General features: G+C 71.9%; 9 protein-coding genes and 1 tRNA gene. 7 read left to right on the plus strand and 3 right to left on the minus strand.

Features of this window, described 5'->3' with window-relative positions; translation table 11 throughout:
* The first annotated feature begins 8 nt into the window (after positions 1 to 8).
* Positions 9 to 284, plus strand: coding sequence for a hypothetical protein (locus ACFYYT_RS09730; protein WP_030008735.1), 276 nt, complete (start codon positions 9 to 11; stop codon positions 282 to 284).
* Positions 285 to 373: 89 nt separating this feature from the next.
* A complete protein-coding gene (gene glmS, locus ACFYYT_RS09735; protein WP_351823542.1) occupies positions 374 to 2,191 on the plus strand; it encodes a glutamine--fructose-6-phosphate transaminase (isomerizing) in 1,818 nt (605 codons plus the stop codon).
* Between the two features lie 150 nt (positions 2,192 to 2,341).
* Here glmS and ACFYYT_RS09740 read toward each other — a convergent pair whose 3' ends face one another.
* Positions 2,342 to 2,911 (minus strand): acetate uptake transporter, encoded by a 570-nt coding sequence (locus tag ACFYYT_RS09740; protein ID WP_351823545.1) that lies wholly within the window; start codon positions 2,909 to 2,911, stop codon positions 2,342 to 2,344.
* Positions 2,912 to 3,010: 99 nt separating this feature from the next.
* On the minus strand, positions 3,011 to 3,541 hold the full coding sequence (locus ACFYYT_RS09745) for a universal stress protein (RefSeq protein WP_351823547.1): 531 nt from the start codon (positions 3,539 to 3,541) through the stop codon (positions 3,011 to 3,013).
* Positions 3,542 to 4,017: 476 nt separating this feature from the next.
* Between ACFYYT_RS09745 and ACFYYT_RS09750 the strand changes: the two genes are divergently transcribed.
* The 4 genes from ACFYYT_RS09750 (at position 4,018) to ACFYYT_RS09765 (ending at position 6,743) form a co-directional block, all read left to right on the plus strand.
* Positions 4,018 to 4,338 (plus strand): hypothetical protein, encoded by a 321-nt coding sequence (locus tag ACFYYT_RS09750; RefSeq protein ID WP_351823549.1) that lies wholly within the window; start codon positions 4,018 to 4,020, stop codon positions 4,336 to 4,338.
* Between the two features lie 376 nt (positions 4,339 to 4,714).
* Positions 4,715 to 5,890: a helix-turn-helix domain-containing protein gene (locus ACFYYT_RS09755; protein WP_351823552.1), complete on the plus strand. Its 1,176-nt coding sequence runs from the start codon at positions 4,715 to 4,717 to the stop codon at positions 5,888 to 5,890.
* A gap of 82 nt (positions 5,891 to 5,972) precedes the next feature.
* Positions 5,973 to 6,575, plus strand: a complete 603-nt coding sequence (gene orn, locus ACFYYT_RS09760; protein ID WP_351823555.1) for an oligoribonuclease — start codon at positions 5,973 to 5,975, stop codon at positions 6,573 to 6,575.
* A 95-nt stretch (positions 6,576 to 6,670) separates the two neighbouring features.
* Positions 6,671 to 6,743: transfer RNA gene (locus ACFYYT_RS09765), tRNA-His, on the plus strand.
* 139 nt (positions 6,744 to 6,882) lie between these two features.
* On the opposite strand, the gene ACFYYT_RS09770 is transcribed toward ACFYYT_RS09765, so the two are convergent.
* Positions 6,883 to 7,704: an NAD(P)H-binding protein gene (locus tag ACFYYT_RS09770; protein WP_351823557.1), complete on the minus strand. Its 822-nt coding sequence runs from the start codon at positions 7,702 to 7,704 to the stop codon at positions 6,883 to 6,885.
* 191 nt (positions 7,705 to 7,895) lie between these two features.
* On the opposite strand from ACFYYT_RS09770, the gene ACFYYT_RS09775 reads away from it, so the two are divergent.
* Entirely contained in the window at positions 7,896 to 8,393 is a 498-nt protein-coding gene (locus ACFYYT_RS09775) for a MarR family transcriptional regulator (RefSeq protein WP_351823560.1), read from the plus strand.
* The last annotated feature ends 378 nt before the right edge of the window (positions 8,394 to 8,771 follow it).

The raw sequence follows: 8,771 nt of genomic DNA on the forward strand, positions 1-8,771 counted from the left end.
ATCTACAGGTGCTCGACCGCCGCCCGTCGCATGACGACCTCGTCGACCACCTGGTGCGCAGCACCGCGCTGCAGCGCGGGGAGGCCGCCCGGGTGGTGCTCGACGTGCTCGCGTACTTCGACGAGACGACCGAGGAGTTCGTCCGCCGCCGCCACCGCGAGCTGCAGTCCGGCGGCGCGGTGAACGCGGAGATCTTCGAACGGATCGCGGCCGAACTGCCGCACCGCGCCGTGGCGCCCCCGGAGCTCTCGCTCCGGCAGCTGCGCCGCATCGTCTACGGCTGACACGGCCGGAAGGGCCGAAGCGGCCAGGACGGCCGGAGCGGCCGACGCGGGCCGGGCACGACACCGAACTTCAGGAGGGGCAAAACCGTATGTGCGGAATCGTGGGTTACATCGGCAAGCGCGACGTGGCACCGCTGCTGCTGGAGGGTCTCCAGCGGCTGGAGTACCGGGGCTACGACTCGGCGGGCATCGTCGTCAACAGCCCCAAGTCCGCGGCCCTGAAGGTCGTCAAGGCCAAGGGCCGGGTCCGTGAGCTGGAGTCCCGCGTCCCCAAGCGCTTCGCCGGCACCACGGGCATCGCGCACACCCGCTGGGCCACCCACGGCGCCCCCAGCGACATCAACTCCCACCCGCACCTGGACGCCGACAGCAAGGTCGCCGTCGTCCACAACGGCATCGTCGACAACGCCGACGAGCTGCGCGCCAAGCTGGTGGCCGACGGGGTCGTCTTCGTCTCCGAGACCGACACCGAGGTGCTCGTCCACCTGATCGCCCGCTCCGCGGCCGACTCCCTGGAGGAGAAGGTCCGCGAGGCGCTCAAGGTCGTCGAGGGCACTTACGGCATCGCCGTCATGCACGCCGACTTCGCCGACCGCATCGTCGTCGCCCGCAACGGCTCCCCGGTCGTCCTGGGCATCGGCGAGAAGGAGATGTTCGTCGCCTCGGACGTCGCCGCCCTCGTCGCCCACACCCGCCAGGTCGTCACCCTCGGCGACGGCGAGATGGCCACCCTCAAGGCCGACGACTTCCGCACCTACACCACCAGCGGTACGAAGACCACCGCCACGCCCGAGACCGTGGAGTGGGAGGCCGCCTCCTACGACATGGGCGGCCACGACACGTACATGCACAAGGAGATCTCCGAGCAGCCCGACGCGGTCGACCGCGTGCTGCGCGGCCGGATCGACGACCGCTTCAACACCGTGCACCTGGGCGGCCTGAACCTGGACCCGCGCGAGGCGCGCGGCATCCGCCGGGTCAAGATCCTGGGCTGCGGCACCTCGTACCACGCGGGCCTCATCGGCGCGGGCCTGATCGAGGGCATGGCCCGGATCCCGGCCGACGCCGAGCCGGCCTCCGAGTTCCGCTACCGCAACCCGGTCGTGGACCCCGACACCCTCTACATCGCCGTCTCCCAGTCCGGTGAGACCTACGACGTGCTCGCGGCCGTCCAGGAGCTCAAGCGCAAGGGCGCCCGCGTCCTCGGCGTGGTCAACGTGGTCGGCTCCGCCATCGCCCGCGAGGCCGACGGCGGCGTGTACGTGCACGCCGGCCCGGAGGTCTGCGTCGTCTCCACCAAGTGCTTCACCAACACGGTGGTGGCCTTCGCGCTGCTCGCCGTGCACCTCGGCCGGATCCGGGACCTGTCGGTCACCGACGGCAAGCGGATCATCGAGGGCCTGCGCAAGCTGCCCGCGCAAATCCAGGAGATCCTCGACGGCGAGGACGAGATCAAGAGGCTGGCGGCCGAGTACGCCGAGGCCAAGTCGATGATGTTCATCGGCCGGGTGCGCGGTTACCCGGTGGCGCTGGAGGCCTCCCTGAAGCTCAAGGAGATCTCCTACATCCACGCCGAGGCCTACCCGGCCTCCGAGCTCAAGCACGGTCCGCTCGCGCTCATCGAGCCGGCGATGCCGACGGTCGCGATCGTCCCGGACGACGACCTGCTGGAGAAGAACCGCGCGGCGCTGGAGGAGATCAAGGCCCGCAGCGGCCGGATCCTCGCGGTCGCCCACCGCGAGCAGGAGAAGGCCGACCACACCATCCTCGTGCCCAAGAACGAGGACGAGCTGGACCCGATCCTGATGGGCATCCCGCTCCAGCTGCTGGCGTACCACACCGCCCTGGCCCTGGGCCGGGACATCGACAAGCCGCGCAACCTGGCGAAGTCCGTCACCGTCGAGTAGCCGACGAGCGGCCGGACCGCCGCCACGGCATACGCACGGCGCACGCACGGCACGCACACGGCGGCCCCCGGGGAGTCTCCCCGGGGGCCGCCGTTTTCCGTACCCGTGCCCGTACCCGTGCCCGTACGCGTGCCCGTACGGGCACCGCCCTCAGCCCGCGGCGACCGCGCCGCGGCCGGAGGCCCGGCCCATGGCCATCGGCCAGTGCGCCAGCGCGGCGGTGGCCCCGTACCAGGCCAGCAGCCCGGAGACCGCGGCGACCCAGCCGGCGGCCTTGGTGAGCCCGCCGCTGCCGGCGAAGGCGGCTATCGCGAGGAGCACCAGGGAGAGGGTGAGGAGGCCGTACACGACCTGACCGAACAGTCCGCTCGCCGCGCTGACCGTGAGGGTCAGCGCGAGCAGGGCGAACAGGACGAGGAACAGTCCGGCGGCGTGCGCCGAAACCTTTCCGTCGGCGCCGCCGGCCCAGGTGAACCAGAAGGCGCCGAGGCCCGCGAACGCGGTGCCGTTGAAGCCGTTGCCGCCGCGGAACTCCAGGAGTCCGAGGACGAACAGGGCGAGCCCGCCGACGTACATCGCGAGCGAGACGGAGTCGGCCGCGGTCACACCGCTGACGATGCCCGTGTGGCCGATACCGAACGCGAGAAGGGTGAGACCCAGGGCGATGTTCCCCAGGGTCGAAGTCGAGGCCGTGCTTCCCGCAGAGACACCATTGTCCACGGCGGGCTCCCTTCGATCTGCAGTTGTTTGCTGCGTCCCAGCAGCACTTATCTACCCTTTACAAGGGGGTTCACAACCGCACAACCGACGTACAGAGGGTTACGGAATGACAACGACGGGTCGCTGCGCGCGCTTGGCCAGCCGGCCCGCCACCGAACCGAAGATCCTGCCCACGATCCCCTGGGTGGAGCCGACCACGATGGCGTCCGCCGAGTACTCCCGGCCGACCTCCTCCAGCTCGTGGCAGATGTCCCCGCCCCGCTCGACCAGGATCCACGGCACCTCGGCCAGGTAGTCGGCGCAGGCCAGCTCCAGGCCCAGCACCTCGGTGCGGTGGTCCGGCACGTCCACGAAGACCGGGGGTTCGCACCCGGCCCACACGGTGGTGGGCAGCCGGTTCGCGACATGCACGATGATCAGACCGGAGCCCGAGCGCCGGGCCATGCCGATCGCGTACGCGAGGGCCCTCTCACTGGAAGTGGAGCCGTCGAAGCCCACCACCACCCCGTGCCGGAAGGCCGGGTCGCAGGGGAGACGTGTCTGTTCCACCGCGCGCAGGTCGCTCGATACGGAATCGGCGAGGGGTTTGCGCTTGCGGTCCGCGGGTTCGGAGAATTCGTGACCGGCCATGGGTGTCTCGGCGGAGGGTCCTCGGGGGAGGCGACAGGGGCGGTTTCGGCGACGCAGTTTCGGCGACGGGGTTCGACGACGCGGGTTCGACGACGCAGTGTGACGGAGCTCTGTCCGGGAAGCATCTTCCCAAGCCCTTACCCACCAGGGTACGGCGACACCACTGTCCTGCACAGGGCATGCCGCCCTTGGAGAGCGTCCCAGGGAGCATGCCGGAGCAAGGACGCCTTGGCAATGGCCGCTGTCCCCTACAGCCAGTGACGAACGGCCCGGGTGCCACCCGTGCGCGCAGTGACCGAGCCGCGCACCGGGGCGTTGGACAGGCGTCCGACCGTCCAGGAAGAGCCCGCAGGGAGTACGCCGTGCCCGGCCATCCGGTTCACCCCGTCCAGCCCGTCCAGCCCGCTCAGCCGACGCGGCCCGCCGCGCCCGCCCCCTCTCACGCGTCGCACGCGCACTGCGCACTTCACCCGTCCGTGCCATCCGCCGGACGGCCCCATGACGACCCGGCGGGTGACGTGGTCCGCTGGGCCGCCTTCAGCTGCCTGCTCGTCCCGGTGGTCCTGGTCGTCTACGGGACCTCCTACGGCGGGGCCGCCGTCACGACCCTGGGGCTGGCGGCCGTGACCGCCGCCTGCCGGGTGCTGCTGAGGCACTCGGAGCGGACGGAACGGGCCGCCGCGCGGGTGCTCTCGGAGGATCCGCTTCCGTCCGGACACCGTGGCCGGCACTCGCGCAGCGGGGCCGGTTCACACCGCGGTTGCCACGGTTCCGGCGGCACGTCCCCTCACGACTGACCGGTTCGCACGTACACACCCGGTTGTTTTCAGCCAACTTCCCGACCCGGTGCCCCCCTTGCCGGAATGTCCCCCCAACCCCCCTACCACCAGCGACGACACGGGCCCAGGGGGCTCACTACCCTACGGGTACTGGCCATGGCCGGAGAGGAAGCTTCCCACCCGGGTAGCGGAGTGGAACGCTTCCTGATCGAATGCTTTTCGCCAAGTTGCCAAGTCGACATAGCGCTGCGTGCTGAACTTGTCACGCCGACACCACGGGACGCAGTAGATTCGATCATGTATTTACGGCGGGGGATCCACGTGCAAGGCCGAGGGGAAACGTGCAGGTGCGACCAGACCAAGGAGTCGCGACACCCAAGGGGGGCTTAGCGCCATGAGCCAGGATTCCACCGCCGCTGTCGTCGCAGACGCGGGCCGGAAGCTCGCGGGGCGTCGCCGCAGGGAGATCGTCGCGGTGCTGCTGTTCAGCGGCGGACCGATCTTCGAGAGTTCCATTCCACTTTCCGTGTTCGGCATCGACCGGCAGGACGCGGGAGTGCCACGCTACCGATTGCTCGTGTGCGCCGGGGAGGACGGTCCGCTGCGGACCACCGGCGGACTCGAACTGACCGCGCCGTACGGGCTGGAGGCGATCGCCCGGGCAGGCACGGTCGTCGTTCCCGCCTGGCGCTCCATCACTTCACCGCCGCCGCCCGAGGCTCTGGACGCCCTGCGTCTGGCGCACGAGGAGGGGGCCCGGATCGTCGGCCTGTGCACGGGAGCCTTCGTGCTCGCCGCCGCCGGGCTGCTGGACGGCCGGCCCGCGACGACGCACTGGATGTACGCGCCGACGCTGGCCAAGCGCTACCCGTCCGTCCACGTCGACCCGCGCGAGCTGTTCGTCGACGACGGCGACGTGCTCACGTCCGCGGGCACCGCGGCCGGAATCGACCTGTGCCTGCACATCGTGCGCACGGACCACGGCAGCGAGGCGGCCGGGGCCCTGGCCCGCAGGCTCGTCGTGCCGCCGCGCCGCACCGGGGGCCAGGAGCGCTACCTCGACCGGTCGCTGCCCGAGGAGATCGGCGCCGACCCGCTCGCCGAGGTCGTCGCCTGGGCGCTGGAGCACCTCCACGAGCAGTTCGACGTGGAAACGCTGGCCGCCCGCGCCTACATGAGCCGGCGCACCTTCGACCGGCGGTTCCGCTCGCTCACCGGCAGCGCGCCGCTCCAGTGGCTGATCACCCAGCGGGTGCTCCAGGCACAGCGGCTGCTGGAGACCTCCGACTACTCGGTCGACGAGGTCGCCGGACGCTGCGGGTTCCGCTCCCCGGTCGCCCTGCGCGGCCACTTCCGGCGGCAGCTGGGGTCCTCCCCGGCGGCCTACCGATCCGCTTACCGGGCGCGCCGGCCGCAGGCCGACGTGTCGCCGGTGAACGAGATGTCCGGAGGCCCGCTCCCGCACCAGCGGACGCCGCAGCCCCAGCGCGCGGCGGCGGCCCTGGCCGCCTCCGGTTCCAGCGTGACCGAGCTGTACTCCCCGGGCCGGGTGCTGCGCGAGCACGCGTAGCCGCCCCCGGGCGCCGTTCGGCGAAGGTCCTCCGCAGTGGTCGAGCACCACGGCGGGGGACCTTCGGCATAAGGTGGGGCGCATGAACGATCGCATGGTGTGGATCGACTGCGAGATGACCGGGCTCTCGTTGACGGACGACGCACTTATCGAGGTGGCCGCACTGGTCACCGACTCGGAGCTCAACGTGCTCGGCGAAGGCGTGGACATCGTGATCCGCCCGCCGGACGCGGCCCTGGAGACCATGCCGGACGTGGTGCGCGAGATGCACACCTCCTCCGGACTGCTCGACGAGCTGGCCGGCGGAACGACGCTGGCCGACGCCGAGGCCCAGGTCCTGGCGTACGTACGGGAGCACGTCAAGGAGCCCCGCAAGGCGCCGCTGTGCGGCAATTCGGTCGGCACCGACCGCGGGTTCCTGCTGCGGGACATGGCCGCGCTGGAGAGCTACCTGCACTACCGGATCGTGGACGTGTCCTCGGTCAAGGAGCTGGCGCGCCGCTGGTACCCCCGGGCGTACTTCAACAGCCCGCCCAAGAACGGCAACCACCGGGCGCTGGCGGACATCAAGGAGTCCATCGCCGAGCTGCGCTACTACCGCGAGGCGGTCTTCGTGCCGCAGCCGGGGCCCGACTCGGACACCGCCCGCACGATCGCCGCCAAGCACGTGGTGGCGGCCGACTAGCACCTTCCGGAGACGGGCGCGGGAAAAGGGTGGAGCGAACACCCTCCCGGACCCTGTACCCTTTTCTTCGGCCGGTCGTTCTGCGACCGGACATGGTGGGTGTAGCTCAGTTGGTAGAGCACCTGGTTGTGGTCCAGGTGGCCGCGGGTTCAAGTCCCGTCACTCACCCTGTGGAAAGGCCCCGGTACGCGAAAGCGGACCGGGGCCTTTCGCATTCTCCCGACCCCGCCGCACGACACTGCGGCGCGTCACTACGGAACTCCCCGCGATGGGCGGGGGGCGCCTCGCGGAAGTCAGCCCGTACCGCTCAGCTTCCGAAGGCCTCGGCGTGGTCCCTGACCCAGGTCTCGAAGGAGCGGGCGGGGTGCCCGGTGAGCCGCTCGACGGAGTCGGTGACCGGGACGGGCCGGCCGTCGCAGGCGGCCCAGAAGTCGAGGAGGGCGTCGGCGTACGGGGCGGGTATGTAGTCCGCCACCTCGGCCTTCCACTCCTCGGGGGTGAGGGCGGCGAAGGACACGGACCGGCCGAGGACGGAGCCGACTATCTCCAGCTGGGACGCGAAGGTCAGCGATTGCGGTCCGGTCAGGGTGTGGGCACCCCCGCCGAGCGCCGGGTCGGTGAGCACGGCGAGGGCGGCCTCGGCGATGTCGGCCTCGTGGACCGGGTCGCAGTGGGAGTCCGGGTAGGGCAGGTGGACGGGGCGGCCCGACTTCAGCGGCCGGGACCAGCTCAGGGCGTTGCTCGCGAAGGCGCCGGGCCTCAGCAGGGTGGTGCGCAGCGGGGAGGCCGAGAGGGCCTGCTCCACCGCGAGGTGTCCGGCGGACAGCGGGTTCCCGGCCGGGTCGGGGCCGAGCACCGACGAGGAGGACAGCAGCACCACATGCTCCACGCCGGCGGTGACGGCCTCCTTCACGAACGCTTCGGCGGCGGAGGCCTCGGCGTAGAGGAAAACGGAGCGGACCCCGCTCAGCGCGGCACGGAAGGTGGCGGGATCGGAGAGGTCGCAGTGCACCGCCCCGGGAGTGCCGCGCTCACGGGAACCGAGGCGGAAAGGGGTGCCGCGGGCGGTGAGGAGGCTGGTGAGGGCGCGGGCGACGGCGCCGCGGCCGCCGGTGACGAGGATCGACATGGTGGGACTCCTGCTCTATTCAAGGGCTCGGCGGGCGTTCTTGGATGGGCCCGCGTGGATCGCTTGCGTGGGCGGCGTGCGTGGGTGGGCGCTCCTCGATCCGCCCGGTAGGCTCGGTGTACTACGTGGCACAGATTCTGCGTTACGAATATTCTGCGTGACACAGATAAATTTCAGGCATGGAGAGGCCGATGTCAACCGATTCCCCTCGTTCGGGTGAGTGGAGCCGCGCCGAGCTGCTCGCACGCATCGTCACCGAGAGCCAGCGGCACTACGCCGACTATTCGCTCTTCACCCAGGCCATGGCCGACCACGTGGGACTGCACCCCACCGACATGCAGTGCGTCGCCCTCCTCGACATGGAGCCCGGGCCCGTGTCGACGGGGGACATCGCCCGGCTCACCGGGCTGACCTCCGGCTCCGCCACCCGGCTCGTCGACCGGCTCGTGAAGGCGGGCGTCGTCGAGCGGCGGGCCGATCCGGACGACCGGCGGCGCTCGCTCGTCGTCCTCGCGCCCGCCGCCCGCGAGCGGATCGGCGCCGCCTGGGACGTCCCCGGCCGGGCCTTCGGCGCCGTCCTGGACGGCTACTCCGACGCCGAACTGGCCGTCATCGGCGACTACCTCCACCGGGCCGCCGAGGTCGGACGGGCCCAGGCCCAGCGGCTGCACGCCGAGGGCCGCCCCTGACCCGGCCCCCCTCGGGGCCGCGCCGCCTGACGCGCTTCCCCGGCTGCCGACCGGCGCGGCCCCCGCCCGGTGCTGCTCCTCGCCTGCGCCCGCTGCTCGCCGTGTCGGGCTGTGGGTGCGGCGTGCGCGGGCGCCGCGATCGGGCCGGCCGTGGCCCCCGCGCCTCCTCGCGCTGTTCGGGCCGGCGGAGCGGATGGGCGAGGCGATGAGCGTGACGGGCAGCGGCCTGATCGCCGGGCAGGCGCTCGCCGCCGCGACGGCCGGGCCGCCCCCGCCCGGGGGGGGGGCGGGGGCGCGGGCGGGGGGGCGGGGGGGGGCCCGCCGGGGGGGGGGGACGGCCCGCCGGGTGGGGTGCCGGGGGGGCGGGGCGACCGCGCG

This window comes from Streptomyces sp. NPDC002032, from assembly GCF_042890765.1.
Taxonomy (GTDB): domain Bacteria; phylum Actinomycetota; class Actinomycetes; order Streptomycetales; family Streptomycetaceae; genus Streptomyces.